This is a genomic window from Undibacterium sp. Dicai25W (assembly GCF_049340505.1).
Taxonomy (GTDB): domain Bacteria; phylum Pseudomonadota; class Gammaproteobacteria; order Burkholderiales; family Burkholderiaceae_D; genus Undibacterium; species Undibacterium jejuense.
In genome coordinates this window covers 82,280-107,969 of the sequence record NZ_JBMPOQ010000012.1, presented here as the reverse complement: position 1 = coordinate 107,969, position 25,690 = coordinate 82,280, and the positions used below count along the sequence as shown (strand labels likewise).

27 protein-coding genes are annotated in these 25,690 nt (G+C 45.7%); 8 read left to right on the top strand and 19 right to left on the bottom strand.

Annotated features, from left to right (window positions below):
* Positions 1 to 61: 61 nt before the first annotated feature.
* Complete coding sequence (locus ACO0KY_RS14040) at positions 62 to 241, bottom strand: hypothetical protein (RefSeq protein WP_423047016.1); 180 nt, start codon at positions 239 to 241, stop codon at positions 62 to 64.
* A gap of 260 nt (positions 242 to 501) precedes the next feature.
* Between ACO0KY_RS14040 and ACO0KY_RS14035 the strand changes: the two genes are divergently transcribed.
* Complete coding sequence (locus ACO0KY_RS14035; RefSeq protein WP_423047014.1) at positions 502 to 1,107, top strand: DUF3617 domain-containing protein; 606 nt, start codon at positions 502 to 504, stop codon at positions 1,105 to 1,107.
* Positions 1,108 to 1,258: 151 nt separating this feature from the next.
* A complete protein-coding gene (locus ACO0KY_RS14030; protein ID WP_423047012.1) occupies positions 1,259 to 1,846 on the top strand; it encodes a hypothetical protein in 588 nt (195 codons plus the stop codon).
* Between the two features lie 177 nt (positions 1,847 to 2,023).
* On the opposite strand, the gene ACO0KY_RS14025 is transcribed toward ACO0KY_RS14030, so the two are convergent.
* Complete coding sequence (locus tag ACO0KY_RS14025) at positions 2,024 to 2,710, bottom strand: glycine zipper 2TM domain-containing protein (RefSeq protein ID WP_423047010.1); 687 nt, start codon at positions 2,708 to 2,710, stop codon at positions 2,024 to 2,026.
* 405 nt (positions 2,711 to 3,115) lie between these two features.
* Positions 3,116 to 3,688 carry an outer membrane beta-barrel protein gene (locus ACO0KY_RS14020; RefSeq protein WP_423047008.1) on the bottom strand — a complete coding sequence of 191 codons (573 nt, stop codon included), beginning with the start codon at positions 3,686 to 3,688 and terminating at the stop codon, positions 3,116 to 3,118.
* A gap of 462 nt (positions 3,689 to 4,150) precedes the next feature.
* Here ACO0KY_RS14020 and ACO0KY_RS14015 point away from each other — a divergent pair, with 462 nt between their 5' ends.
* Positions 4,151 to 4,900 (top strand): Hpt domain-containing protein, encoded by a 750-nt coding sequence (locus ACO0KY_RS14015; protein WP_423047006.1) that lies wholly within the window; start codon positions 4,151 to 4,153, stop codon positions 4,898 to 4,900.
* Between the two features lie 248 nt (positions 4,901 to 5,148).
* Positions 5,149 to 6,414, top strand: coding sequence for an MFS transporter (locus ACO0KY_RS14010; protein ID WP_423047004.1), 1,266 nt, complete (start codon positions 5,149 to 5,151; stop codon positions 6,412 to 6,414).
* 146 nt (positions 6,415 to 6,560) lie between these two features.
* On the opposite strand, the gene ACO0KY_RS14005 is transcribed toward ACO0KY_RS14010, so the two are convergent.
* Positions 6,561 to 6,971, bottom strand: a complete 411-nt coding sequence (locus ACO0KY_RS14005; protein WP_423047002.1) for a hypothetical protein — start codon at positions 6,969 to 6,971, stop codon at positions 6,561 to 6,563.
* Between the two features lie 242 nt (positions 6,972 to 7,213).
* Between ACO0KY_RS14005 and ACO0KY_RS14000 the strand changes: the two genes are divergently transcribed.
* Positions 7,214 to 7,600, top strand: coding sequence for a drug:proton antiporter (locus tag ACO0KY_RS14000; protein ID WP_423047000.1), 387 nt, complete (start codon positions 7,214 to 7,216; stop codon positions 7,598 to 7,600).
* Positions 7,601 to 7,687: 87 nt separating this feature from the next.
* On the opposite strand, the gene ACO0KY_RS13995 is transcribed toward ACO0KY_RS14000, so the two are convergent.
* The 6 genes from ACO0KY_RS13995 to ACO0KY_RS13970 all read right to left on the bottom strand — a co-directional run bounded on the left by ACO0KY_RS13995 (position 7,688) and on the right by ACO0KY_RS13970 (position 13,221).
* Positions 7,688 to 8,413: an ABC transporter ATP-binding protein gene (locus ACO0KY_RS13995; RefSeq protein ID WP_423046998.1), complete on the bottom strand. Its 726-nt coding sequence runs from the start codon at positions 8,411 to 8,413 to the stop codon at positions 7,688 to 7,690.
* Entirely contained in the window at positions 8,413 to 9,183 is a 771-nt protein-coding gene (locus ACO0KY_RS13990) for an ABC transporter ATP-binding protein (RefSeq protein WP_423046996.1), read from the bottom strand. The genes ACO0KY_RS13995 and ACO0KY_RS13990 overlap by 1 nt, the downstream gene beginning before the upstream one ends.
* A gap of 11 nt (positions 9,184 to 9,194) precedes the next feature.
* Positions 9,195 to 10,376 carry an ABC transporter permease subunit gene (locus ACO0KY_RS13985; RefSeq protein ID WP_422991329.1) on the bottom strand — a complete coding sequence of 394 codons (1,182 nt, stop codon included), beginning with the start codon at positions 10,374 to 10,376 and terminating at the stop codon, positions 9,195 to 9,197.
* An 11-nt stretch (positions 10,377 to 10,387) separates the two neighbouring features.
* Positions 10,388 to 11,317 carry a branched-chain amino acid ABC transporter permease gene (locus ACO0KY_RS13980; RefSeq protein ID WP_422999737.1) on the bottom strand — a complete coding sequence of 310 codons (930 nt, stop codon included), beginning with the start codon at positions 11,315 to 11,317 and terminating at the stop codon, positions 10,388 to 10,390.
* 509 nt (positions 11,318 to 11,826) lie between these two features.
* Entirely contained in the window at positions 11,827 to 12,762 is a 936-nt protein-coding gene (ispH, locus tag ACO0KY_RS13975) for a 4-hydroxy-3-methylbut-2-enyl diphosphate reductase (RefSeq protein WP_423046993.1), read from the bottom strand.
* 3 nt (positions 12,763 to 12,765) lie between these two features.
* Positions 12,766 to 13,221 carry an FKBP-type peptidyl-prolyl cis-trans isomerase gene (locus ACO0KY_RS13970; RefSeq protein WP_423046991.1) on the bottom strand — a complete coding sequence of 152 codons (456 nt, stop codon included), beginning with the start codon at positions 13,219 to 13,221 and terminating at the stop codon, positions 12,766 to 12,768.
* 128 nt (positions 13,222 to 13,349) lie between these two features.
* Between ACO0KY_RS13970 and radC the strand changes: the two genes are divergently transcribed.
* The 3 genes from radC to rpmG all read left to right on the top strand — a co-directional run bounded on the left by radC (position 13,350) and on the right by rpmG (position 14,580).
* Positions 13,350 to 14,024 (top strand): RadC family protein, encoded by a 675-nt coding sequence (radC, locus tag ACO0KY_RS13965; protein ID WP_423046989.1) that lies wholly within the window; start codon positions 13,350 to 13,352, stop codon positions 14,022 to 14,024.
* Positions 14,025 to 14,150: 126 nt separating this feature from the next.
* Positions 14,151 to 14,387 carry a 50S ribosomal protein L28 gene (gene rpmB / locus ACO0KY_RS13960; RefSeq protein ID WP_162021243.1) on the top strand — a complete coding sequence of 79 codons (237 nt, stop codon included), beginning with the start codon at positions 14,151 to 14,153 and terminating at the stop codon, positions 14,385 to 14,387.
* Between the two features lie 25 nt (positions 14,388 to 14,412).
* On the top strand, positions 14,413 to 14,580 hold the full coding sequence (rpmG, locus tag ACO0KY_RS13955; RefSeq protein ID WP_110257750.1) for a 50S ribosomal protein L33: 168 nt from the start codon (positions 14,413 to 14,415) through the stop codon (positions 14,578 to 14,580).
* 461 nt (positions 14,581 to 15,041) lie between these two features.
* Here rpmG and ACO0KY_RS13950 read toward each other — a convergent pair whose 3' ends face one another.
* The 9 genes from ACO0KY_RS13950 to ACO0KY_RS13910 form a co-directional block, all read right to left on the bottom strand.
* Positions 15,042 to 16,244: a DesA family fatty acid desaturase gene (locus tag ACO0KY_RS13950; RefSeq protein WP_186912950.1), complete on the bottom strand. Its 1,203-nt coding sequence runs from the start codon at positions 16,242 to 16,244 to the stop codon at positions 15,042 to 15,044.
* A 130-nt stretch (positions 16,245 to 16,374) separates the two neighbouring features.
* On the bottom strand, positions 16,375 to 17,694 hold the full coding sequence (locus tag ACO0KY_RS13945) for a mechanosensitive ion channel family protein (protein WP_423046987.1): 1,320 nt from the start codon (positions 17,692 to 17,694) through the stop codon (positions 16,375 to 16,377).
* A 58-nt stretch (positions 17,695 to 17,752) separates the two neighbouring features.
* The gene (locus tag ACO0KY_RS13940) at positions 17,753 to 19,009 is read right to left on the bottom strand and encodes an RsmB/NOP family class I SAM-dependent RNA methyltransferase (RefSeq protein WP_423046985.1); all 1,257 of its coding nucleotides are present in this window, start codon (positions 19,007 to 19,009) and stop codon (positions 17,753 to 17,755) included.
* A 157-nt stretch (positions 19,010 to 19,166) separates the two neighbouring features.
* A complete protein-coding gene (gene purN / locus ACO0KY_RS13935; protein WP_423046983.1) occupies positions 19,167 to 19,772 on the bottom strand; it encodes a phosphoribosylglycinamide formyltransferase in 606 nt (201 codons plus the stop codon).
* A gap of 261 nt (positions 19,773 to 20,033) precedes the next feature.
* Complete coding sequence (locus tag ACO0KY_RS13930) at positions 20,034 to 20,429, bottom strand: barstar family protein (RefSeq protein WP_423047038.1); 396 nt, start codon at positions 20,427 to 20,429, stop codon at positions 20,034 to 20,036.
* A gap of 26 nt (positions 20,430 to 20,455) precedes the next feature.
* Positions 20,456 to 20,827 (bottom strand): ribonuclease domain-containing protein, encoded by a 372-nt coding sequence (locus ACO0KY_RS13925; protein ID WP_423046981.1) that lies wholly within the window; start codon positions 20,825 to 20,827, stop codon positions 20,456 to 20,458.
* 98 nt (positions 20,828 to 20,925) lie between these two features.
* Complete coding sequence (locus tag ACO0KY_RS13920; protein ID WP_423046979.1) at positions 20,926 to 22,122, bottom strand: patatin-like phospholipase family protein; 1,197 nt, start codon at positions 22,120 to 22,122, stop codon at positions 20,926 to 20,928.
* Positions 22,123 to 22,249: 127 nt separating this feature from the next.
* Positions 22,250 to 23,008, bottom strand: a complete 759-nt coding sequence (locus tag ACO0KY_RS13915; protein WP_423046977.1) for a 3-hydroxyacyl-CoA dehydrogenase — start codon at positions 23,006 to 23,008, stop codon at positions 22,250 to 22,252.
* 322 nt (positions 23,009 to 23,330) lie between these two features.
* Complete coding sequence (locus tag ACO0KY_RS13910) at positions 23,331 to 25,526, bottom strand: sodium-translocating pyrophosphatase (protein ID WP_423046975.1); 2,196 nt, start codon at positions 25,524 to 25,526, stop codon at positions 23,331 to 23,333.
* Between the last annotated feature and the right edge of the window lie 164 nt (positions 25,527 to 25,690).

The following is a 25,690-nucleotide window of genomic DNA, read 5'->3' as shown; positions in this document are numbered from 1 at the left end:
ACAAAATGGGAATCGCTAACGGTTCCCATTTTTTTTGGATACGTGTAGAAGTTTTTCTTCATCACTTCTCTTTATGAACATCGGTATTGACGACTGGATTTACCATCACTGGCAACTGGATTAACGAATGTTCGACAATAATGCGACTGGTGTCGATAGGTGCTGACCTCTCACTGCTCACGATTTGCTCCGCGACTGCCTTGCGTGGACGCACAGGTTGCGGGTGACGCAGAAAAAACATGATGATCTCCTGGTGGCTTTTACAATTTGGATAAACGCCTTCAGCGCCCGACAGCGAGCGTAAAGTGAATATGACGCCGAACATAGCAATTACAAGCGGGTACTACATTCAAATTCCAAACGCACGATAAATTACATTTGGTAAAAGAGTTTTTGTTTTAGGAACAAGTTTTTTGATAATATTTCAAGCCTTACTCACTTCATCTATCGAGCGCTACAACAGACGATGAGCGCAGATTGACCTTACATCAGGAACTGTCCATGAAAAAAATCTATACCTCTGCAAGCCTAAGTTTTTTGTTGTGTGCGGCGTCGACTCTGACCGCAAGCGTTTATGCTGAGAATGTTAGTGTCAAGATCACACCAGGTCTTTGGGAAAGTGATCATGTCATGCTGGTCAATGGTCAGAATATCGTTGAGATGATGCGCAAGCAAATGGAAAAAAGCATGGCGTCAATGACACCTGAGCAGCGCGCAGGCATGGAAAAATCTCTTGCCAATTCAGGAATGAGCGGTAAATCGCAATACTGCGTCACACCTGAGCAAGTAGCAAAAGGCATGGATGTCGAATCCTTCAAGAAAAAAATGGAATCCAGTCAAAAAAACTGCAAAGTTAACGTTATCTCTGCCAGCGAAAAAGGTGGCAAATTCAATGCGGTTTGCAACATGCAAAATGGTTCCACGTCGAATGCCACTGGCGAATACATCGTCAAGAGCGATAAAGAATGGACTTACAACATGGTCAGTGATGGCGTCATGGCTGCCGGAACGGTACCAGGCGCGCCAGCAGGCAAAATGCACGCGACCATTGATGCTCACGCACGCTGGAAAGGCAGTGATTGTGGCAGCATCAAATCTGTAGAATAAATCAACGCGATATGTGTTATCCAAAATCCGGCCCGGAAAAACTTCCCGTCGGATTTTTTCATTTTTAACCACTAATTCCAACCACGATAGCTTCACGTTACTAACGCTAACCGCTCTATCAGATTAGCCAGAACACTCACCAGGGTGTAGGATGTCAGCTGTTCTTACCTACTCAGGATTTGTTTTGCAGCATCCCACACCAAGCAATAGCATCACGGCAACAGATAACAACGGTGGCGACGCCATCGACCACGTTGAAGAAACACCAGAAGCAGAAACCCAAGCTATACGCGAACCGCGTTTATGGCGTGATAAAGGCTGGACCGCCCGCGTCATCAAAAACGACGATGACGAAGGCTGGGCAGTCGCCATGCTGAAAGATGGCGAACCAGAGCCAGCACTAGTCGGCCCATGGACCATGGGACGCGATAAAAAAAATCCTAAACCCCTCGATACCAATGCATTTAATACTTTGGTCAAAACAGCATCCGAAGTGATACGCAGGCACGAGCAGCAGATGCATGCCCAGTTAAACAAAAGCATGATGCTTAGCACCGATGAAGCAGATTACAAGGTTATCCTCAATATCGTACCCGATGAAGACGATCCGTATGCGTATCTGAGTGCCGAAGACGCAGCAGGCAATTTATTGGCAAAAGTCAAAGTCACGCCGCATTACAAGCTGAACAGGCAAAATGCACTGAAATGGATAGAAAACGATTTCCGGCGACCAGAATAAGATAGGAAGAACCAAAAATCTAAGGCTTGGTACTTGAAATACGTGATATTCGGGAAATTTCAAAACGTTCTGTATTTTTTCTTTTTTTTGTTTTTTTATTTTTTAAAAAAATACAGAACGTTGATGATAGCACTTAGACTGGGTGCGGCCAGCATTGTGCTTGTGGGTCCATGACGTTTATCCTGCAACTACATTGCCATTAGCGATATGCACGCGATCACCTTCACGATATTCGGGTTGAAGGGAAGGCTTGAAGGTACGGACATGACCATTGTCCATCTTTACCCTGACTTCATACACGGTGCTTGTATGTTCGCGCTTTTCAATCGCATTTCCGGCAAACCCACCGCCAACGGCACCTGCCACTGTCGCCAGACTACGGCCATTTCCATTACCAACCTGGTTTCCCAATACACCGCCTAACACAGCGCCAGCAACGGCACCGAGACCACTACCATGCTCAGCTTGTACTTCAATCTTACGAACAGATTCGACGACACCACAAGTTTCGCAAATTTTGTGAGCAACGGGCTCAGAGTTCACGTCATTTTGCGCAAGCTTATTTTGTGCAAACTTGGGTTCTTCTTTTGAGTTACCTCGTTGTTCGGATGGAGGCAGATTTTCTTGTTTAGCAACGGACTTAGGAACTGCTACATCAATATTTGTAGCGTTAGGTGGCAGCGTTGAAGTAGCTGCATTGCTTGCAACGCTCGTTCCAGTTTGATTGTCAACTTTTGGTGCGCTGTTGGAATTAGGCAAAATTCCCGTCATCGCTGCAACGCCAACAAGGCTGACCAATATGACTGACGCAGCGGCGCCGGCGACCAGAGGATGAATACGTTTGCTTACTTGGTTCTCTGACATGGAAAATTCCTGTAAAGATTAAAAATGTGGCATTGTGAGCTATTTAACGGTACGTAAGTGTGTCACGTTGACGCCAAGACCGTTTCATTCGTAAGCAGTTGTAACAAAATAGATAGGACTTACGCAAAATTGTTCGAGCAAGGCATGGCGAGGACGACAGTACAAGGGCACGGTCAGGAGCTATAACGCCGCTGGGGTGGTTTTGAGTAAATCCCAATACAAAGAGATGCAATTAAAATGTTGATTAAATAATATACGTGTCACGAAGCATACTCGTTAAAACGCAAAATATAAAAAAACCGGAAATATTTGCCAGAGCAAATCATTCCGGTTTTTCTGCTATAACAAAACGATCAAAACTAGGATCAATATTCGCTTGATATTCACTAGTTCAGATCATCTCAATCAGAAACTATACTGCATACCAACAGAGTAGTTAGTCACGGCTTCTTTATCACCGTTGTATTTGATCTTACGCGTTTCAACTTCACCACGCAGTGCCAGTTTATCGGTCAGCTTGTAAGTCAAACCTACACCAAACACTGGCGCAGTAGAAGTTGTGCTATCACTACCTGCGAAATTTTGATCTATATAGTTATTTTTTGCTTTAATTCGCGCAACACCAAGCTTCGCAAAACCAGTCAATTTGTCTGTCAATGCCTGGTTGTACAATCCAGACAATTCAAAGCCTGTGCCTTTTAAGTTGTATGCATTTAAGCCGCCTGCTGTACCTTGAGTACCGTTGACCGTACCTAAAGAAAAGTAACTTGCTTCAACCGCAAACTTTTCATTAATGTTGTAACCACCTAAAATTTTATAGGCGCTTGCACTAGTGGTGCAACCATCCAAGCCAGTGCAATCTTCACTCCATGCCGCTTTACCAACTGTGCCACCGACGTACACTTGGGCAGAAGCGGCTGCACTCAACATCAAACCAGAAGCGGCCAGCAATGCGATCATCAATTTATTTTTCAACATGATTTCTTCCTTTTTTATCAATGTGTATTTAAATTCAACTACACACGAATTGTGTAGCGTATCTTCGGCAGAACTGCTTGTTAGCGAAGCACAGACGTAGTCTCGCATTGCCCATACACATTGAATATCAAAATCCGGGAAGTCTCGCTAGACAGGACAAAAAGAACCTTAATTTAATACTTTTTTGCATTATTTTATAAATTTGTACCAAAATATAAGACAACACTACGTATCAACACTCATAGTTAGCTATCAAAATACTGCCTCGCAGAATAGGCAAGCAACAAATTCAATTGCTCTTACCTGATGTAAATTTGCCACTTTTACAACGAAATTCTGTCAGGCATGCTGTTTCTTAAAAGTTAATTGACCATGAAAACATAAACACGCACAATAAGTCGTTCATGATTGCTGATGTGTCTGAAACGATTCCGACCAACTCACTTCATAAGTAAATAAGATATGAATAAGGCTCAAGCAGTGCTGGATGCGTTGCGTTCCAATTATTTGAATGATTTACCTTCACACATCGATGATCTGGAAAGCCTGATATTAAAGCTGGAGTCCCACGGGTTTGAATTAGAAATTTGCCGTGACCTGTATCGACAAATTCATAGTTTAAAAGGTAGTGGTGGCACGTATGGCATGCATGTCATTTCAGATATTTGCCACCCGTTTGAAGACTTAATATCCGGCCTGTTAGAGCATACTGAGTCACTGTATCAAGGCTTCGTCAGCACGGCATTGGAATACATCGATTTACTGCGAAACGTTACGTCTCAGTATCAGCAATCAAAAACTCCGGACGAAGAAATCAGACTCAAGCTACAAGGTCTGAGGAATCGGGCGCTACAAAATCCTTACTCTGCATTGGTTATTGAAAGCTCAGATGTCGTCGTCAACATCATTAAAGATGTCTTGAAGATGTATCGGTTTCGCATAGAAGTAGCGAAAGATGGATATCTTGGCTTGGGACGAATATTGTCCGAGCCTTTCGATCTGGTTGTCACTGGCCTTGAGACGCCACGCATGAATGGTATGGCCCTGATCAGTGCGGCACAACGCCTTGGGGGAAAATCTAAAAATACAAAATGCGTATTAATCACCGCGTCTCAACTTAAACAAGATGAAGATATACCAGATTTTGTTTTGCAAAAAGACGCACTTTTCAGAGAGCGCTTTAATAAAGTTGTTCACCACCTCATTAACTAACGGCTTGATTTCTGTCATGGAAATTAACGCTTTATTTACGCTGCATTTACACTGCAATCACACATTAAATTCAATATAATTACCGGGAAATCCGTATCTTTCCGCATTACCTGATTGCACTTCACGCAGTACAATCACAAAACTTGCAAAGTCTGAGCTCCGTTACTATGCCGTGCATCCCACATCCGGAAAAACACGCACTTTTCGGTTTGCCCACATTAGATGCAGGCAAATTGATCCGTCCACTTATGCAAAATAATAAATTCAACGCAGTATTTAACTCTTACCTGATTTATGTCGGTGTCGCCATCGCGTCCGGTGGTGTCGCTCTTTACACACCGATCATCGTTTCAGAAACTGGTAAACATTTTTCAGGATTTTGGGCTGCATCGATTTTATTTGGGCTCAATTTAGGACGGGTTCTTGGTTCGTATGCAGGAAGTCGCTTTCCGAAAGCAGCGAATCACCCATGGGCGGTGTCAGGCAATATTTTCTTAGAGGGTATCGCATTATATTGCATGGCATTTCTCGATCATGCCTGGGCATTGGCTACCTTGGCTCTGCTCGCTGGCTTAGGGAGTGGGCTATCTTTTCCCGGATTAAAAAATTATTTATTAAAACTAAGAGAATTAGATCAATCAGCCCTGTTTAGTCGCCTCGCGTTTGCAATACGCATGGGTTTAGTCGGCGGCTACCTGACTGCGAGTTGGGTCCCACATGATCATTTGCAACTGGTCTTTTTAATCGTCCTGATCACCTTTATCGCGTATGGTGTGTTTATGCTCATCGCCATGAAAGCCATTGCAAAAAACGAAGTATTATATTTGGCAGCACAGTCGCAAGTGAGTAAAGACGCGGATATGGTTACGCAAGAGATCAACGAAGCGACCCTGAACAGCAGCATGCCATCCAGAATAGCGGAATTACCGCTCATGTTTTATTTATCAAATGCTGTTTTTTGGTGTTTTGCGGTACAACCGATGATAGGCTTTAGCTTACATATTCCTAAATTCACTCCTAATATACCCGTCTCGACGCCCTTTTGGCTGGCAGCGCTGGTCATCATTTTTTTCCAGATACCGATCTCTAAACGAGCCATCAGAACCCGTGATCATTTTAAGTTTTTACAAATTGGCTACCTGTGCTTATTTGTGAGCTTTGTGGTGATGATACTGTTTGGGCATTCCAGTACTGCTGTCATTACTTCAGCAATTCTGCCGTCGTTCGGACAGGTATTTTATGGGCCCTCATTGGATGTATTGACAGCGCGCTTTGCTGACAAGGTCAACGCCGACACCGGACAGCTCATGTCAAGACAAATGCTCTATCAAAGCATGGGAAATATGATTGGCAGTATGGCTGGTGGAGTGTTATTCGATCTGGCACAAAGTATGCACAATGCTACTTTGAATTGGCTGATATTAGCCGTCGGCAGCCTTGCCATGGTAATCCTGAGCAAAAACAAAATCCCTCAACTTTACAGAAGTGCAGGAAAATTGAGCACGGCGCATTAATTTGTGACGTATCGTGATTTGGTCAATACTGTCGAGCACCATCAGGAATACTGACTTACTCACAATAACTAACGAGGTTTGTGCCCGCGCCGGGCGCAAGCTTCGCCTGACACCGGGAACCAATCGCCTGGGGTGCTTCGGCAGTCTTACATAACCTCAAATGGCGTCAATGCACAGCGTATATACGCCTGTTGGCGAGTTTGCATGCGTTGTAGTATCAAAATAACTGTTTCACTATCAATCGCGTTAAAACTAAATCCTGAGCGGAAATGCATGCCGCCTTCAGGGATAGACCAGATGTGCTTGAGTCGGATGACTGGCATTTCCAATGCGTTTTCTTCCTCCTCTAATATTCGCAGTTGATACTGTGAATGCGTAATTTTTTCATCGAAAGAAGTTAGTAACTGGATACCACTTTCACTCATATCTACAACGAGAGCGGACAAGCTATTTTCTTCGCCATCACGGTTAAAGATCCACACCGGAATAAATCCTTGCTCCTTAGACAAACGGAAGAACTGTACACGCTGAACACTACGGTTATCTGGCTGGGTCATATTCAATCAAAGTAAAAAGTGACGAGATAAAGCAATAGGGAAAATACATCATCAAAAAACCTTAACTCGATACGATAGATATTGTTTATGACTCCATCGTGACGATTTACTGAAAAAACCAAGATGAAAAATCTGGCTACTGACAAAAACTGACAACTCATCTCCTTATTATAGCCATGCGTTGCGAGCTTTCGATTGAAAGACCGGCGACAAATTTTATTATTAACATCAGGAGATGAATCATGACAGACCCTAATTTTGTACTTTTATATGTAAGCCAACCCGCCGTCAGTGCGCAGTTTTATTCTGTTCTCTTAGGATATGAGCCAATTGAAAGCTCACCAACATTTGCTATGTTTGCGCTTTCTTCTGGAGTCATGTTGGGTTTGTGGGGCAAAGATGGCGTATTGCCAAGTGCATCGTTGACCGGTGGCGGTGCAGAGATAGCCATTGCCGTTAAAAGCAATACCGAGGTAGATACGCTTTACCAGTTATGGTGTTCGCGTAGCATGGTCATGATTCAGACACCTTGCGTGTTGGATTTTGGATATACGTTTGTCGCGCAAGATCCTGATGCGCACAGGATCAGAGTATTTTCACCATCGTCAATCGTCGCTCAAAGCGCATAGCGTTGACGGGGCGCATCTTGTATAAAAAAAAGCCAGTCAGAAAAAAATCTGACTGGCTTTTTTGTTTCTCATGGTTGAATCTCAGACTTAAGCTTCACCCAGATAAGCTGCCTGAACCTTAGGATCGTCCAGCATATCTTTCGCATTACCGCTCATCGTGATCAAACCTGAATCCATCACATAACCACGGTGCGCCGCCTGCAGAGCCAGTTTCGCATTCTGCTCAACCAGCAAAATAGTCACGCCTTGTGCTGATACGTTGCGAACCACTTCGAAGATTTTTTCGACCATGATTGGCGACAAACCCATCGATGGTTCATCTAGCAATAGCAAGTTTGGATGACTCATCAATGCACGAGCCATTGCCAGCATTTGCTGCTCACCACCGGACAAAGTACCTGCCAACTGCGCCGAACGCTCTTTCAAGCGTGGGAAAACGGAGTACCATTTTTCGATATCGTCATTGATGGTGGCAGTATCATTTCTGGTGTAAGCACCCATCATCAGGTTTTCATGAATGGTCATACGGGTGAAAACACCGCGACCTTCAGGAACCATTGCCAAGTGACTAGTCACCAACTCAAATGATTTTTTACCGCGGAGATTTTCACCACGATAAAAAATATCACCCTCGACTTTGCAGCTAGGCAAAGTGCCTGTCACAGCTTTCAGGGTGGTCGTCTTACCAGCACCATTGGCACCGATCAAGGTAATCAGTTCACCTTTATTGACTTCAAGATCAATGCCCTTAACAGCTTTGATACCACCATAAGCAACCTTCAGATTGCTGATTTTCAATACGTTCTCAGCCATTAGTGAGCACCTCCCAAGTACGCTTCAATCACCGCCTGATTTTTCTGGATATCTGATGGGATGCCCTCTGCAATCGGCTTACCATATTCGAGCACGGTGATGCGGTCACATAAACCCATCATCAATTTAACGTCATGCTCGATCAGTAAAACTGTTTTTCCTTCGGCCTTGATCTTAACCAGCAATTCGCGCAATGCCAGTTTTTCGGTTGCATTCATACCCGCCGCAGGCTCATCAAGTGCCAACAATTTTGGTTCAGTTGCTAAGGCGCGAGCAATTTCCAGTCGGCGTTGATCACCGTAAGACAGAAATTTTGAAGTACGGTCGGCAAATTGACCGATACCTACAAAATCCAACAGCTCTTGTGCTCGCTTGCGGGTTTCTGCTTCTTCCTTACGCGCTGCTGCATGGCGGAAAATCGCGCCAAAAACACCTTGATGAGTACGAATATGACGTCCTACCATGACGTTTTCCAGCGCTGTCATTTCACCGAACAAACGGATATTTTGAAATGTCCGTGCAATCCCTGCTTCCGCTACTTCATGCGGAGCAGATGGAGAATAAGGTTTACCAGCAAGTTCAAACGTACCGGTATCTGGCTGGTACAAACCAGTAATTACATTAAAAAAGGTCGTTTTACCCGCGCCATTAGGACCGATCAAACCGTAGATTTGCCCTTTTTTAATATTAATTCCTACATTCGAAAGTGCTTGCAAACCGCCGAAACGCTTATTCACACCTTCAATTTTCAACATTGTTTCTTCAGTCATCTTGATCTTCCTTAAGCTGCTGCTTCGTTCGTTTTAGCGATTCTGTCTTCGTGTTTAGGCGCTGGCCACAAACCCGCAGGACGATTCAACATCACAACCACCATCGTCAGACCGTACAACAACTGACGCAGAACTTCAGCTTCAATCCAGATTTTTCCGAACAAGAGCATTTGAACTGGCTCTACCACGTGACGCAATACCTCAGGTAATGCTGCCAACAAGATTGCTCCCAGAATTACACCAGGAATATGCCCAATACCACCCAACACCACCATCGCTAATACAACGATTGATTCCATCAGTGAGAACGATTCTGGAGAAACGAAGCCCTGGAAAGATGCAAACATTGCGCCCGATACACCACCAAACGAAGCACCCATCGAGAATGCCAGCAGCTTGATATTACGCGTGTTCAGCCCCATCGCTTTCGCTGCAATTTCATCTTCACGAATTGCCACCCATGCGCGACCTAAACGGGAGTCTTGCAAACGCAACGAAACAAACACGATAAAAATACACAATGCCAGGAACAAGAAATAATAAGCGTTCACTGACGGCATCGAAAAACTGCCAAAGTTGACTACACCACCCTCACCCGCCAGTGACACACCAAACACGCGGATAGGATCAATCATATTGATACCTTGAGGCCCGTTAGTGAAATTAACTGGAGAATTCATGTTATTCATGAAAATACGTACAATTTCACCAAAGCCCAAGGTCACAATTGCAAGGTAGTCACCACGCAATTTTAATGTTGGTGCGCCCAGCAAAGCACCAGCCATACCAGCAATAACAGCCGCAAACGGTACGATCACCCAAACAGACAAATGAATACCGTTTTTAGTGATTTCTGGTCCACATACAGCGACTAAAAAGTTACCTAGTGCAGGATAATTATCGATAAACGATTCGAGAATCGTTGCAAATTGCTGCGAACCAAAAATCGCTGCAAGATAAGCACCAGTCGCATAAAACGCGATGTAGCCTAAATCCAGCAAGCCAGCAAAACCCACCACAATATTCAAACCCAGCGCCAACATAATATATAACAGCGCGAAGTCGATAATACGTACCCATGAGTTACCGAAGTTCGCTGCCACGAATGGGAACAACAACAGCACAACCGCCAGCAAGGCAAAGCTTGTGTAGGCTTTTTTTGGATTAGCTTTTACGTCAAATATAGTCGACATTGATCTTCCCCTTAAGCACGATCAGCAACACGTTCACCCATGATGCCGGATGGACGCAATGTCAGAACAATAATCAAAACCACGAAGGCGAAAATATCTTGGTACTGGCTACCTAAAATTCCACCAGTCAAATCACCGATATAACCAGCGCCCAGACTCTCAATGAGGCCAAGCAAAATGCCGCCGACCATCGCACCGTAGATATTACCGATACCACCCAAGACCGCGGCAGAGAATGCTTTCAGACCTGGCACAAAACCCATCGCAAATTGTGCAGAAGAGTAGTTGGCGGTCCACATCACACCAGCAATCGCTGCCAAAGCGGCACCAATCGCAAATGTTGCGACAATCACTTTATTAGAGTCGACACCCATCAAACCAGCCACACGTGGGTTTTCAGCTGTGGCACGCATAGCACGGCCCATTTTGGTTTTCTCAACCAGCAGTACCAGTCCTATCATGGCAATGGTCGCCAGAACAAGTAATAGAATCTGAATTTGAGAAATCACAGCACCGCCAATTTGCACTGGTACGGTGGGCATAATTGGAGGGAATGAAACCGGGCTGCGGCCCCAGATCATCATGGCAAATGTCTGCACCAAAATAGAGACACCGATCGCAGTGATCAAAGGCGCCAGACGCGGTGCATTACGCAAACGACGATAGGCGACACGTTCAATCAATACGTTGACGGCGATACAAACTGGGATTGCGCCAATGATTGCGATCATCAGCATCGCGATACCTGGCATGCCAGGAGCATATTCTTGTAAAACCTTGAGAATACTCAGACCGGCCATCGCGCCAACCATCAGCACATCGCCGTGAGCGAAGTTAATCAGATTGAGCACACCATAAACCATGGTGTAACCAAGTGCGACCAGTGCATACATACTACCTAATACAAGGCCGTTAATAATTTGTTGGATAAGGGTATCCATATTTGCATCTCTCTCTATGAACGAATCGAAATTTCAACTGGCTTGGTACGAAACAGCGGGTAAGCCTTCATACTTTTTACAGCAAAAATTGTTCCTGATAACAAAAACGGCACCCCTATCGAAAAGGTGCCGCTCAAGTTGTAGGGTAGGCTACCCAAAAAGGCGCGTCATCATACTGAGAGTGACAATATTACGTGAATTACACATGATTCAAATCTCCTCTGCAACTTTTGGTAAAAGTTTTTTCTAATATTTAGACTTCTTGAATACGCCATGGAAGTGGCGGCGATTATACCCATCGACAGCCCTATCCTAGTGGTAAAAATACCACCCGTATCTACGTATTTTCCACAAATACATAGCTTTAGCATACACGTTTTACAAACTGGGGAACGCCCAAATTTGAATGTGCGCCATCATAAACACGAATTCACAAAATAAAATATCGAAAACCAAGAAAAAGACTGATTTAAATCAAATAAAGAAAGAACGCTTGTTGCATAGAGGTTTTACTTAGTACCACTTAACCCTTTTGGCATAGGAAAAGTAACGTTTTCTTCCACGCCGTCAAGTGGACGAACGCTGCGTGCACCAAGTTCACGCAAACGGGTGATTACTTCATCAACCAACACTTCGGGTGCCGAAGCACCTGCAGTCACACCGACACGCTGCACATCTTGCAGCCACTCAGGATTAATCTGAGTAGCATTGTCAACCATGTAAGCGGTCGCTCCCATCTTTTCTGCAACTTCACGCAGACGGTTAGAGTTGGAGCTATTCGGACTTCCGACAACGATGACTAATTCGACTTGCGGTACCATGAATTTAACGGCCTCTTGACGATTCGTTGTCGCGTAACAGATGTCACCCTTCTTCGGTTCGCTAATCGCTGGAAAACGCAGTTTCAGCGCTCCTATAATTTCCGCAGTATCATCCACGGAAAGCGTGGTTTGCGACACATAGGCCAGCATGTCTGGATTAGTGACATTCAATGTCGCCACATCATCTACTGTCTCAACCAGATACATGCCGTCGTCACTTTGTCCCATGGTTCCTTCGACTTCAGGGTGTCCTTCGTGACCGATCATAATGATCTCACGCCCCTCACGTCGCATTTTAACGACTTCCATATGAACTTTTGTGACCAGCGGACAAGTTGCATCGAAAACGGTTACCCCACGTTCTTCCGCTTCTTTGCGCACTGCCTGAGACACACCGTGTGCTGAAAAAATTAAGGTATTCCCAGTTGGGACATCTTCTAAATTTTCAATAAATATCGCACCTTTGGATCTCAAATCATTGACGACATAAGCGTTATGCACGATTTCATGACGAACATAGATTGGCGCGCCAAATTGTTGCAAAGCACGTTCAACAATCTCAATTGCGCGATCAACACCAGCACAGAAACCGCGCGGCTGCGCTAACAGAATTTCCTTATCCATATTTTACAAAATTCCTATGATCTTAGTTTCGAACAAGACAGATTGACCTGCCAAAGGATGATTGAAATCGAAAATGTAACCTTGCTCATCGACCGAGCGCAACACACCAGCAAAACGACCGCCTGAAGGCGCAGAAAATTCAACCAGATCGCCAATCACATATTGCTCACCAAAAGCGGAGTTTGCTTTCAATGTTTCAACTGAAACGCGCTGAACCAGTTCAGGATTACGTGGACCAAAAGCTTTTTCTGGCGCCAGCTCTTGTGTGATGTGCGAACCTTCGGCAAATCCTAACAAAGTGTTTTCCAGTTCAGGTGCGAGCTGACCTGTACCCATTTGTAAAGTTGCAGGGCTTTCATTAAAGGTGCTGATAATATCTTGTCCATCTAATGTTGCAAGGCGGTAATGTAAAGTCAGGTAAGCGTCTTTGGTGACGACAGGAGTATCGGGTGTGGTCATATCTGGTTTAATCAAAATAAAAAGCTTCGACGAATAAGTCAGTGAATAAGTCAGCGAATAAGTCAGTATTGTAAGCCAGCTTTTACTCTTGAAAATTTTTCTCGCATCTTACATAGGAGAATAAGGAAGTGGCAATCAACGAATGGCCTGAAGATCAGCGCCCACGTGAAAGATTAATTAAGTTGGGTTCGACTGCTCTTTCAGACGCAGAATTACTTGCCGTTTTTCTTAGAACAGGTGTCAGCGGCAAGAGTGCCGTTGATCTTGGAAGGGAAATGATTAGCCATTTTGGATCACTTTCCAAACTATTTAGCGCCAATATTAAAGATTTTTCAGCAATACATGGTCTTGGAAATGCAAAATTTGCACAATTACATGCCGTTCTGGAGCTTGCTAAACGGGCAATCAACGAAGAATTAAGAGTAAATACCTCACTATCTTCACCACAAGCTGTCAAAAGTTATTTGCAATTACTGATAGGAAACAAATCCTATGAGTCATTTGCTGTCTTGTTTCTTGATATCAAAAACAGGTTGATCGTTTCAGAGGAGTTATTCCGCGGTACATTAAATCACGCCAGCGTTTACCCCAGGGAAGTCGTTAAAACTGCGCTTTTTCACAACGCAGCTGCCATTATCCTCGCCCATAACCACCCTTCTGGTTCGTGCGAGCCCAGCCGTGCCGATATTGATCTGACAAAAAATTTACAACAAGCCCTGCGTCTGGTTGATATTAAAGTATTAGATCACTTTATCGTTGCCAACCCGCATGTCTATTCGTTTGCTGAGCATGGATTGATGTAGAAATTCAAATTGTTAAATTTTATAATTCAACAAGACACAATTGTTTTTCACAAGTCGTTGATAAATCACAGTTTTTTGTTTATACTCTCATTTTTTCCAATTTCGGAAACTATTAAGGAGTTAATCATGGCACGTGTATGCCAAGTGACTGGGAAGGGGCCAATGGTTGGCAACAATGTTTCCCACGCTAATAACAAAACAAAACGTCGCTTTTTGCCAAATCTGCAAAATCGTCGCTTTTTCGTAGAATCAGAAAACCGTTGGGTTTCTCTGCGTTTGTCTAATGCTGGTCTGCGCGTCATTGACAAAGTCGGCATCGATGCCGTTTTGGCTGACCTGCGTGCTCGCGGCGAAAAAGTTTAAGCTAAACTATTGTTAGGAAAATATCATGGCTAAATCTGGTCGCGACAAAATCAAGCTGGAATCTACAGCTGGAACTGGTCACTTCTACACAACCTCCAAAAACAAGCGCACTATGCCTGAAAAAATGGAGATCATGAAGTTTGATCCAAAAGCACGTAAGCACGTTATCTACAAAGAAACCAAAATTAAATAATTTTGCTTCTTTATGGAAAATAAAAAACCTCGCATTTTGCGGGGTTTTTTACTTTTAGCCTTTATGCTCAGACATCAATTCGATGGCCGCAGGTAATGCCCACTACCAAAAAACATTCTCTTACCTAAAAAGCAACGGCACTACGACGTTTCGTCGCTTTAAACACAGTAATTTGCGAATCAATAAATACCAATCAACGTAGTAGGGAGGATACAAATTTCGCCGAGCTTACAGTTTGTGCAAAAATAACGGTTTGGATCAACCCTATATCTGCTTCATTCAAGAACTCAGAATTCCTCCTCCCTCACAGCCTCTGCCTCTTCTTCCGTTTGCGCAAGAGTGATACATTCACGGCTATTTGTGACGACGCGTAGCAGCAAGAGCCTTAGAGTAAAGTCATCATCAATACTCGAAAAAAAAAGACACCCGCATGGTGTCTTTCTTAAACTAACTTGCCATCATTAGGCGTAGGTGCGTAAGCGACGGGAGAAATCATGCAAGGTTTGAATGCCCGATGCTTCAGCACGTGTGCACCAGTCTTGCAATTGCTGCACCAACTGTTCACGGCTCACGGTAGAGCGTTCCCAGATCAGCCCCAGTTCCACGCGCATCTCATGCATCGTCTTCAATGCAGCGCTATGTGCAAGCACTTCAGACAATTGCTGCTTCTGAGGTGCTTCCAGCTTTGTAGGTTCGCGTTGTAGTAATTTCTTTGTCAACTTCAGGCGTGCGGCTTCAAATTGCGCTTTTTCGCGCAAAGAAGCCACTTCATCACGCCAGGTACGACGCAGGGACTTAGTGTACTTTGCCATGACATCGTAGCGATGAGTAATGACAGCTTGCAAAGTTTCCATGTCAATCACGGACTTCAATTCCGCAAATTTTGGTTCCGGAGCAACTTTTTTAACCTTTGCCCAACCGATGGTTTCCATGCAGCGGATATACATCCAGCCGATATCAAACTCGTACCATTTTGAGGACAATTTTGCCGAGGTGCCAAAAGTATGATGATTGTTGTGCAGCTCTTCGCCACCAATCAAAATGCCGATAGGGAAAATATTTGTCGATGCATCAACGCAATCGTAATTGCGATAACCCCAGTAATGACCAATGCCGTTAATAATTCCAGCAGCTGTCACAGGGATCCACATCATCTGCACAGCCCATACTGTAACGCCAACGACACCGAACAACAGGAAATCAATAATCAGCATCAAGGCCACACCCTGCCAGCTGAACCGGGTGTAGACATTACGTTCCATCCAGTCATCTGGTGTACCGTGACCGTATTTTTGTATTGTTTCTAAGTTTTTAGATTCAATGCGGTATAACTCAGCACCTTCAGTTAAGACCTTTTTAATGCCGCGCGTTTGAGGGCTGTGAGGATCTTCTTCGGTTTCACATTTAGCATGATGCTTGCGATGAACCGCCGCCCATTCTTTAGTGACCTGGCCTGTCGTCAGCCACAGCCAGAAGCGGAAGAAATGACTTGGAATAGCGTGCAAATCCAAAGCACGATGCGCTTGGCAGCGATGCAGAAAAATCGTCACACTCGCGATGGTGATATGGGTAACAACCATCGTAAAAATAAAGACTTGCCATCCCGTAGCACGGGTAAAACCGTTGGACAGGAAATCGACAACTGTATCAATAAATGTACTCAAAATGACATGTACTCCGTTGTTAACGTATGCTTCTTAGCTTATATGACATAGAAGCGAGGGCGAAATAAAATTTAAGCGCGACCGCATTGTACGCGCTTTTAGAGGATACGCACCAATTTATCATTATACCTTAGCGAACTGGAGGGACAATTGGGGTATTAGTGGCACCCGGAGATACTAAAGTAACCACACGCTGGGGATATGGTAGATCAATCTTATGCTCCTGTATCACCTGCCAGAGTGCGCGATTGACATTCGACAACACGCCAGTACGTCCATTTTCCGGATCTGGAATCCAGAATGCAACACGTAGCTCTAAACCGTCGGCCCCAAATTTCATCAAGTATGCAGCAGGTGCAGGATCTTGGGCAACCCTGTCTACTTTTGCAGTTGCCTCAATTAACAAAGGCAAAATTGCTTCGAGATCAGTCTGGTAAGAAACAATCAGATCCGTCGTCATCACGACGCTGCGATCAGTCAGGGAGAAATTCTGTACCGGGCTCGAAACCAGCATTTCATTGGGAATCACTGATTCGGCGCCATCAAACCCTTTTAAGACCGTGTAGCGAGTATTAATCTGTGTCACAGTCCCATTAAACTTATCTACCGTGATCATGTCGCCGATGGACATACTACGATCGAGCAAAATAATGAAACCAGATACATAACTGCTGGTAATTTTTTGCAAACCAAAACCAAGGCCAACGCCGAGTGCACCGCCAAACACTGATAAGACCGTTAAGTCGATCCCAACAAAAGTCAGACTCACCAGAATAGCCACTAAAATTAACAACGCCCGCCCCACCCTCGACAACACAACCTTGAGCGAGGAATGCATGCTTGGCAAAAGCATGAGTCGCGCTTCTAGCGCTGCACTCGCCCACAATGCAATCACCATCGTCAAGACGACTGAAATACTCGCTTGCAGAATATTAAGCAAAGAAACTTTGTTTTTACCTATAGGCAAAACAATATCGTCAAGCGCTTGAAACACATCCGGCCAGAGTCCTGTGAAATGCAGAACAACACCGACCCAGACCAGACCTGCAAACAATTTTTCAAAGATGGCAAGAAAATTACCAATTTGGCCGTCACGCGAAAAGGTCTTTCGCACCACATAAAAACCGAAGCGAATAATCGCTAAAGAGCCAATGATTGGAAATAATAAGGTCAACAAATGCGTATGCTGCCAACGCCCCAAAATCGCTTCACCAATCAACAAAAACACCATATTTAATGCTGGTGAAAGTACCCGGGAAAAACTTTCTACACCTAAGCGCATCACACCATGAGTTGGCTCACCCTGGGAAAAGAGCCTGCGCAACACACGCGAAAGTTGCCACGCCAGTAAAAAGCAAACAACGACTGTGCCGACCTGCCATAAGAACTGCGGGGCACGAAAATCATCTGCTAAATCTGAAATGAGTGTCGTGATAATTTGAGCGGTCATAATGTAAATGACAAATAACTCACCTCCGCTGAGTACGGAGATGAGTAAATGAAGTGGATTATTTGTTGCGTTCGAGAATGGCGGCGAAGAAACCGTCAGTCCGATGGATGTGTGGATAAAGCTTCAGGAAGTCGCCCATTTCAAGCTCGACTTTTTGCTCGGCTAATACTTTAGAAGCAGGAACCAGAGTAAAGTCTGCGTGTTCCGCCAGGAAAGCATTCACGATATCTTCGTTTTCTTCGTCCAGAATACTGCACGTCGCATAAACCAGACGACCACCTGGCTTCACCATGCGTGACGCACTTGCCAGAATCGAAGCCTGTTTGACGTTCAATTCTGCTACGCCTTCTGCAGTCTGACGCCATTTCACATCAGGATTACGGCGCAAGGTGCCCAAACCACTGCACGGCGCATCGACTAAAACACGATCAAGTTTGGCTGACAGACGTTTGATTTTTGCATCTTTTTCATGCGCGATCACTACTGGATGCACGTTAGACAAGCCGCTACGCGCCAGACGTGGTTTCAGCTTTGCCAGACGTTTTTCAGAAATATCGAAAGCATACAAACGACCCGTGTTGCGCATTAGTGCGCCTAATGCCAGCGTTTTGCCACCAGCACCAGCGCAGAAATCTGCCACCATCTCACCACGGCGCGCGCCCACTAACTGCGCCAGCAATTGACTACCTTCGTCCTGGACTTCGATAGTGCCATCTTTAAACAGAGGTAAATTTTGGATCGATGGCTTCTTGATGACGCGCAAACCACTCGCAGAATACGGTGTAGGCTCAGCCAGAATCGGTGCTTGCGCCAAAGACGCGATCACGTCTTCACGGTTACCTTTGATAGCATTCACGCGTAAATCCAGCGGTGCTGGTGTGTTTAAAGATGTGGTCAATGCCAACGCCTGCTCTTCACCAAAGCGGGTGTTCAATTTATCCCAGATCCAGGCAGGCATGTTGGCCTTCATTGTTACTGGCAAGTGGCTACGGTCAATTTGCATGACGCGCTCCAGCCACGCTGTTTCTTCTTCCGTCAGACCACCAAGAGAATCAACACCAACAGCGTCCGCCAGACCCAATAAAGTCAAACGACGCATCGCCGGACCAGAACCAGATTCAGAAAAACTGGTGTACACCGACTTGTTACGTAACAAGCCATAAATGGCTTCAGCGATGACGCCGCGTTCACGTGAGCCAAGCCGTGGATGTTCGCGGAAATAACGCGACAAAGTACCATCCGCAGGGCCGGTAAATCGTAAAATTTCACGCAATACTTCTTCTGCGTGACCAATGATGGCTGGAGGTAATCTCATGGTGTTTCCTTAAAATACGATAGCGGTCAATGTGACCTTTTTTGATCTTCAAGAACTTAAGCACAATATAATCGTTCAGACACAGCAATTCACACCAGTCAATAGTGCAGCAAGCTAAAGCGGTGACGCTAAAAACGATGTTACGTAAGTCTGTCTTTTAGTCGTTGATTCTGACGATATTACCAACGATACTGATCTTACCTTCCACAAACTGACGTACAGCTCGTGGATAAATGATGTGCTCTTGCTCAAGCACGCGTTGAGCCAGACTGTTTTCAGTGTCATCGTGATGAACTGGTACCGCTGCCTGGGCAACAATTGGCCCATGATCCAGCTCTGCAGTCACAAAATGCACAGTTGCCCCATGTAATTTCACACCGGCTTCCAACGCCTGACGATGCGTTGCCAGGCCAACAAAACTTGGCAGCAATGAAGGGTGAATGTTTAACATGCGCCCCGCATAATGATTTACAAACGCAGGCGTGAGTATCCGCATAAATCCGGCTAAAACAACGATATCGGGCGAAAATTCATCAATTTTCTGTTGAAGTGCGGCATCAAATGCTTCACGCTGAGAAAACTCTTTACTAACCACGACCGCAGTTCGTATGCCCTTGCTTGCAGCATATTCTAAACCACTGGCATCTGTTTTATTGCTGATTACGGCGGCTATCTGAGCTGGCCATTTTTGGTTTACACAAGCTTCAACCACCGCTTGCATATTGCTACCACGACCAGAAATGAGGATAACAATCTTTTTCATGGCGGCATTGTACCGCTGTCCGGGCTTAAGCCCCAAATAAAAATGTTAAACAGGTGATTTATTTCAATAAAAACAATAGCGTAGATCTTTGAAAAAAACTTGCAAGTATTCAACGCGGAGACAGTGAGAGACAGATAAATGTAAGAGATAGCCTAATTCCTAGGGAAGCTACAATCCGTACGATGACATGCAATGTGAGTTTCAGCGGGTTACACCCGCCCAGAAGTCAAGGCTACCAAAGAGATTATTCAAAGGTTCTGATTATTCGAAAGAATAAAAAACTCTGAACGCCACGTTTTTCTCAGCCCAAAAATCTGCGGCATCCCGAAATACATCCAACAGAGTCTCACGGGCTTCTTTATCAAATTTAGGACTATTTGGTAATTGCTCCAACACAATGACAAAACCAGATTGAGGTCCAGCCTGGTCGATCAGATCAGTCAGACAATCGGACAAGGCATCGAGATTTCTACATGTTTTTGGAAAACCAAACGATGCCGCAATCTTGGCAATGACTTGCAAGCGTGTTTCTGCTTCGAGGCAATAAGCATAAAGAAAGTGTTGTCCGGTCTTGGCCGCTTCCACCTGCAGATCAGGAATATGGAAGGCGCGGATTGACTCCACCATGTTAGGGGCAGTACCTGCAAGTAATTCTATTTTTTCCTCAGTCATAGAATTCACCACTATTCTCTGATACGACGAAAAGTCTGGTAATGATCATCGGTATAGTAATACTCGCCTGAACTGACGGGATCCGCGCCAGCGATAATTCGGCGTATACCGCGGTTTCTGGCGCCCGGTGTGGGTACCGTATATTCATGATAGTAACCACGCCTTTGCCGCGGCAAGCGCGATTCATAGTTGCCAAAGGTGACGCCATCTTTGGCATACGGAAACGGACCACCTTGCTTGATTAAGCCCATTGTAGCCTGGGCTTCTTTGGGCAATTCAGTGACAGCAATGTAAGCACTATTATCTTTGGCGACGGAAAGCGAAGCAAGCAAAGAAAACAGTAAAAGCAACAAAAAACGCGACAAATATCTGACATTAAGCATCATAGCGCTCAAAAAAGTAATTTCCAGGAAAGCAATTTAATAACTTAAAGATCATAAAGGATTCACGCGGAATAGACAAATTCAAGATAAATCCTCTATCAATCTTGCACCATGTCACCATCTGGTGGGGAGGCAAAAAAGTTGAGTACATCTTGCTTTCTGGCTTGCGTGTCTTTGCGTCCTAGTTCAATTAACTCCCGGGTGTAACTTGATTCAAATAACAAATACGAAGCCAGTGCAGAACCACGTGCCTCGGTCGCGCCGATCCCACCCAACATCGTGCGTACTGGTAATGGCAGACTGTGCGTATGCCGATTTGCGATATCGTCAAGTCGCTCTGAAGGTGCAATCACCAGTAAATCCAGTGGTCTGAGCGGTGTTTTCTCTAAAAATTCAGGAGGTAACATCGACAAAGTTTTGTTAATACGCATGAGTCGTTCAATATCCACTGCAAGGCTATCAAGAAAAATACTTGATAAAGCATGCCCTGCAATTTGCGCCAGACTAGGATAGCGTGCCGCTTCGGTTCTGACTGAAGGTGGCTCTGCCAGACGTCCCGCACCGACGATAAGTATTTTTTGTGCGCCCAGATGAATTGCTGGTGAAATCGGCGCTAACTGGCGCATAGAACCATCTCCACAGTACTCTAATTGACCACCCCAATTTAAGGGTACGGCCGGAAAAATAAACGGAATCGCTGACGATGCCATCAGATGTGGAATTGCAATAAAATCCCTTTGTGCCAGGCGCTGACTTCTGACCCAAGGCTCAATATCGGCCAGGGTTTGATAAAAAGTCAGATGTTGTCCTGCCGTATAGGAAGAAGCAGTCACTGCCAAAGCGCGTAAGCTTCCGCTTTGAAATGCTGAATCCAGACGCGGCAAATCAAGCATGCGATTTAACAGATCTTCTAATGGCGAGTTATCCAGCAAAGAGTTCGGTGGCGACTTACGCCATTTATTCAACAGCCAACCAAATGACCACAGCGACAACCACCGCGCACCGCTACGAATAACGCCAAGCGAGTCAGCGCGATAGACCTGTGCAGCATCAAAGTTTTCCCAAATGCTTAACACATTAGCGATGGATTCACCAAAATGGTCTGCACGGCAAGCAAGCGCGGTGGCATTGATTGCCCCCGCCGAGGTGCCGCAAATAATACCAAATGGATTTGTTTCGGGCTTCCAGGATGCCTCGATTAATATCTTAGAAATCTCGGACAAAACACCGACCTGGTAAGCAGCACGAGCGCCGCCGCCAGTCAGAATTAATCCCGTTGTTGCGTTGTGACTCATTCGACTCCAATAAAAAAGGGCAAATCGAGATTTGCCCTAGTGTATTAGCCTGCTAAGAAATTGTCATGCTGCATTGCCGTTCGAGATTGTGATTGATTGTCAAAAACAACAATCGACAATCACCTGTTTATTTTGGCTGCATACGAATTGCGCCGTCGAGACGTATTGTTTCGCCATTCATCATCACGTTTTCGATGATGGTTTTCGACAAGTGCGCATATTCTTCCGGTTTGCCGAGGCGTGGTGGGAACGGTACCATTTTTCCGAGAGCGTCTTGCACTTCTTGCGGCATGCCCAATAACATTGGCGTTTCGAAAATACCTGGTGCAATCGTCATCACCCGAATGCCGCTGCGAGACAAGTCGCGTGCCATCGGCAGCGTCAAACCAACCACAGCGGCTTTAGAAGAGGCATATGCAGCCTGACCAATTTGTCCATCATATGCAGCAACTGATGCGGTATTAATGATTACGCCACGTTCACCTTGTTCTGTTGGCTCCATTTTCCCCATCGCATCGGCAGCCAGACGGCACATGTTGAAAGTGCCGATCAGGTTGATATTCACAACACGTTGGAATACATCGAGTGGATGCGGACCATCTTTACCGACGGTTTTGATTGCCGGAGCAACCCCAGCACAATTCACCAGACCGCGCACCGCGCCCATTGCCAAAGCTGCGTCAACAACCGCTTTGCCATCGGCTTCGGAGGTCACGTCACATTTCACAAATTTGCCGCCCAATTCAGCTGCCAGCTTTTCACCAGCTTCAACCTGAACGTCGGCCAAAACAACTTTACCGCCGTTTGCCGCGATCATTTTTGCGGTTGCTGCACCAAGGCCGGAGGCACCGCCAGTGATAATAAATACGCCATTCTGAATTTGCATGTTCTGTCTCTTTTCCGTTCGCTGAATAATGAAATAAATTCGCAGTGTTTGGGTTTAATCGCCCGGCCACCTGCACAGTCTGTTTAATATTGGCTTAGGTTGCCCTAGCTCGCGTTTATCTTAGCGTCTTCGCGTCAAAATAAACAGTTACGCATACGGTCATCGCATATTACGTTTACGTAAACGTCACATCTGTATTATTGCATCTAATTTTTGCGATGGAAATAAAAAAAGATGGCGAACGAGGCGTTTGCCATCTTTTTATTCGCGCACGATTTCGCGTTCTATTTCCTTTGAAACAATAATGAATACGTCAGCAGGATTATTGCTTGAGCACTGGAGTGGTTGCTTTATCGTCTTTCAATGGTACGGATGAGAGCAAAATGCTAACTTTAGCTGCCACCGGCAAGTCAGAATTCGTCGCATTGACAGTCACAGATTGTGTCGAAGCGGCGCTGAATAATGTCGTTCCGGTTGCGGGTAACAATGGGACTAGCAGCAAAGCAACGATATTGATAATTTTAATCAGAGGATTGACTGCTGGCCCTGCTGTGTCTTTGTAAGGATCGCCGACGGTGTCGCCAGTCACCGCCGCTTTGTGCGCCTCGGAACCTTTGCCGCCAAAGTGACCATCTTCTATGTACTTTTTAGCATTATCCCAGGCACCGCCACCTGTTGTCATAGAAATCGCGACAAACAAACCTGTAACAATGGTTCCCATTAGCAAGCCACCTAAAGCAGCGGGCCCCAGCAAAAGCCCCACCAGAATCGGCACGATCACCGGTAACAAGGAAGGTAAAATCATTTCCTTGATGGCAGAGGTGGTCAGCATATCAACTGCCTTATCGTACTCAGGCTTGCCGGTACCGTCCATGATACCTTTGATTTCTTTAAACTGGCGACGTACTTCAATCACTACGGCACCGGCAGCACGCCCTACCGCCTCCATTGCCATCGCGCCGAACAGGTAAGGAATCAAACCCCCGATAAACAAGCCAACGATGACTTGCGGATTGGATAAATCAAACGAGGTAGATTTGCCTACCGAATCCAGCGCATGCGTATAGTCGGCAAATAATACGAGCGCCGCTAAGCCAGCAGAACCAATCGCATAACCTTTTGTGACAGCCTTAGTCGTGTTACCTACGGCGTCAAGCGGATCAGTAATCGCCCGCACTGAAGCTGGCATTTCCGCCATTTCTGCGATACCGCCCGCATTATCAGTAATCGGGCCATAGGCATCGAGTGCGACAATAATGCCGGCCATCGACAACATAGCAGTCGCGGCAATCGCAATGCCGTACAAACCAGCTAAGGAATAGGAAACCAGAATCGCGGCACAAACCGCCAAGACTGGCCACGCCGTTGACTTCATCGATACGCCAAGACCAGCAATGATGTTCGTACCATGACCAGTGGTGGAAGCTTGCGCCACGTGTTGTACGGGTTTGAAATCGGTGCCAGTGTAGTATTCGGTGATGTAGACCATCAAGCCGGTGAGCACGATACCGACGACAGTTGAGCCCATCATTTTGTAGCGCATCGCATCATCTGGCCATACTTGCCAGGTCACGATAGCGAAGCCAATCAATGACAAACCAGCCGCCCACCATAAGCCAGTGTAAAGCGCCGACATGATTTTTTTACCCGGTTTGGCTTTGACTGCTGAACAACCGACGATCGAAGCGAGAATAGAAACCGCGCCTAACAACAAAGGATACACGATCGCTTCTGTGACCGCATTGGTGATGACAAGCGCGCCCAATAACATGGTGGCGATCAGCGTAACGACGTAGGTTTCAAACAAATCTGCTGCCATACCCGCACAGTCGCCGACGTTATCGCCGACGTTATCTGCAATTACTGCTGGATTACGCGGATCATCTTCAGGAATACCCGCCTCGACTTTACCAACCAGATCGGCGCCTACGTCCGCGCCTTTGGTAAAAATACCGCCACCAAGTCTGGCAAAAATAGATATCAGGGAAGCGCCGAAAGCCAGACCAATTAACGGTTTGATGACATCATGTTGGGATAGGACCTGTCCTGCTGCATTTGATGCTGAACTCACCAACACCCAATAAAAAATGGTCACACCTAGTAAGCCCAGACCGACCACCAACATGCCCGTGATAGCGCCACCGCGAAACGCTACATCCAGCGCTTCGTTCATGCCTTTAGTCGCAGCTTGAGCGGTACGTACATTGGCGCGCACAGAAACGTTCATCCCGATGAAGCCACAAGCACCAGATAAGACCGCACCGATCAGAAAACCAGCCGCCGTTGTCACACCTAAACCTGGAATGGCGGCGATCGCGATAAAAAGAATGATACCGACCATCGCAATGGTGCGGTATTGTCTGGCGAGATAAGCTGCCGCTCCCTGCTGAATCGCCGCAGCAATTTCCTGCATACGCGGGTTACCGGCATCCTGACGCAAAATCCAACTACGTGAGACCAGACCGTAGAGCACGGCAACCACGCCACATGCGATGACGAACCAAAGACTTGCTGTCATGTTGACTCCTCCTATTGTTATTGTCAGCCCACCTTGTGAGTGCCACTGACTTTTTGACGACAAAGTAAAACCAGATAAAACAAGACCATTTCTTCTTTGCTACACTTCAATCACATTCAGCGATCAAACGTGCAGATAAAAAGCACTGCAAACCTCATTTACCA

Bases quoted from the DNA above. Each gene is read 5' to 3' on its own strand.
- ACO0KY_RS13995 (WP_423046998.1), bottom strand. From the start codon at position 8,413: ATGGCTGAGAACGTATTGAAAATCAGCAATCTGAAGGTTGCTTATGGT.
- ACO0KY_RS13925 (WP_423046981.1), bottom strand. From the start codon at position 20,827: ATGCTTAATGTCAGATATTTGTCGCGTTTTTTGTTGCTTTTACTGTTT.
- ACO0KY_RS14015 (WP_423047006.1), top strand. From the start codon at position 4,151: ATGAATAAGGCTCAAGCAGTGCTGGATGCGTTGCGTTCCAATTATTTG.
- ACO0KY_RS14010 (WP_423047004.1), top strand. From the start codon at position 5,149: ATGCAAAATAATAAATTCAACGCAGTATTTAACTCTTACCTGATTTAT.
- ACO0KY_RS14020 (WP_423047008.1), bottom strand. From the start codon at position 3,688: ATGTTGAAAAATAAATTGATGATCGCATTGCTGGCCGCTTCTGGTTTG.
- ACO0KY_RS14040 (WP_423047016.1), bottom strand. From the start codon at position 241: ATGTTTTTTCTGCGTCACCCGCAACCTGTGCGTCCACGCAAGGCAGTC.
- ACO0KY_RS13940 (WP_423046985.1), bottom strand. From the start codon at position 19,009: ATGAGATTACCTCCAGCCATCATTGGTCACGCAGAAGAAGTATTGCGT.
- ACO0KY_RS13910 (WP_423046975.1), bottom strand. From the start codon at position 25,526: ATGACAGCAAGTCTTTGGTTCGTCATCGCATGTGGCGTGGTTGCCGTG.
- ACO0KY_RS13920 (WP_423046979.1), bottom strand. From the start codon at position 22,122: ATGAGTCACAACGCAACAACGGGATTAATTCTGACTGGCGGCGGCGCT.
- ACO0KY_RS14005 (WP_423047002.1), bottom strand. From the start codon at position 6,971: ATGACCCAGCCAGATAACCGTAGTGTTCAGCGTGTACAGTTCTTCCGT.
- ACO0KY_RS13970 (WP_423046991.1), bottom strand. From the start codon at position 13,221: ATGACCACACCCGATACTCCTGTCGTCACCAAAGACGCTTACCTGACT.
- ACO0KY_RS13945 (WP_423046987.1), bottom strand. From the start codon at position 17,694: ATGACCGCTCAAATTATCACGACACTCATTTCAGATTTAGCAGATGAT.
- rpmB (WP_162021243.1), top strand. From the start codon at position 14,151: ATGGCACGTGTATGCCAAGTGACTGGGAAGGGGCCAATGGTTGGCAAC.
- purN (WP_423046983.1), bottom strand. From the start codon at position 19,772: ATGAAAAAGATTGTTATCCTCATTTCTGGTCGTGGTAGCAATATGCAA.
- ACO0KY_RS14025 (WP_423047010.1), bottom strand. From the start codon at position 2,710: ATGTCAGAGAACCAAGTAAGCAAACGTATTCATCCTCTGGTCGCCGGC.
- rpmG (WP_110257750.1), top strand. From the start codon at position 14,413: ATGGCTAAATCTGGTCGCGACAAAATCAAGCTGGAATCTACAGCTGGA.
- ACO0KY_RS13985 (WP_422991329.1), bottom strand. From the start codon at position 10,376: ATGTCGACTATATTTGACGTAAAAGCTAATCCAAAAAAAGCCTACACA.
- ACO0KY_RS14030 (WP_423047012.1), top strand. From the start codon at position 1,259: ATGTCAGCTGTTCTTACCTACTCAGGATTTGTTTTGCAGCATCCCACA.
- ACO0KY_RS13980 (WP_422999737.1), bottom strand. From the start codon at position 11,317: ATGGATACCCTTATCCAACAAATTATTAACGGCCTTGTATTAGGTAGT.
- ACO0KY_RS13990 (WP_423046996.1), bottom strand. From the start codon at position 9,183: ATGACTGAAGAAACAATGTTGAAAATTGAAGGTGTGAATAAGCGTTTC.
- ACO0KY_RS14035 (WP_423047014.1), top strand. From the start codon at position 502: ATGAAAAAAATCTATACCTCTGCAAGCCTAAGTTTTTTGTTGTGTGCG.
- ACO0KY_RS14000 (WP_423047000.1), top strand. From the start codon at position 7,214: ATGACAGACCCTAATTTTGTACTTTTATATGTAAGCCAACCCGCCGTC.
- ispH (WP_423046993.1), bottom strand. From the start codon at position 12,762: ATGGATAAGGAAATTCTGTTAGCGCAGCCGCGCGGTTTCTGTGCTGGT.
- ACO0KY_RS13915 (WP_423046977.1), bottom strand. From the start codon at position 23,008: ATGCAAATTCAGAATGGCGTATTTATTATCACTGGCGGTGCCTCCGGC.